General features: G+C 42.6%; 1 pseudogene. It reads left to right on the top strand.

What is annotated here, in order from left to right:
• A pseudogene (locus V6259_RS19835) lies at nucleotides 1–256 on the top strand (IS66 family transposase); the annotation flags it as partial.

The following is a 256-nucleotide window of genomic DNA, read 5'->3' as shown; positions in this document are numbered from 1 at the left end:
AAATACTTCCTGATGACTTACCCAATGACATTGACTCTCTTAAGGCTCTTTTACTTGAGCAGTCGTTGTTGTTGGATGAAAAAGACTCGTCATTGATAGAGCAAGAAAAAGCCTTAACCGAAAAAGACAGCAAGATCGCTGAATGGGAATCTAAGTATCAGCTAATCCTTGAGCAATGGCGCTTAGCTCAACAAAAACAGTTTGGTAAAGGCTCCGAAGTCTCTCCGGGGCAAGGCGAATTGTTTGACGAGTCAGA

The organism is Marinomonas sp. TI.3.20 (genome assembly GCF_038155025.1).
Lineage (GTDB): Bacteria > Pseudomonadota > Gammaproteobacteria > Pseudomonadales > Marinomonadaceae > Marinomonas > Marinomonas flavescens.
This window is presented reverse-complemented; position numbering and strand designations above follow the sequence as displayed.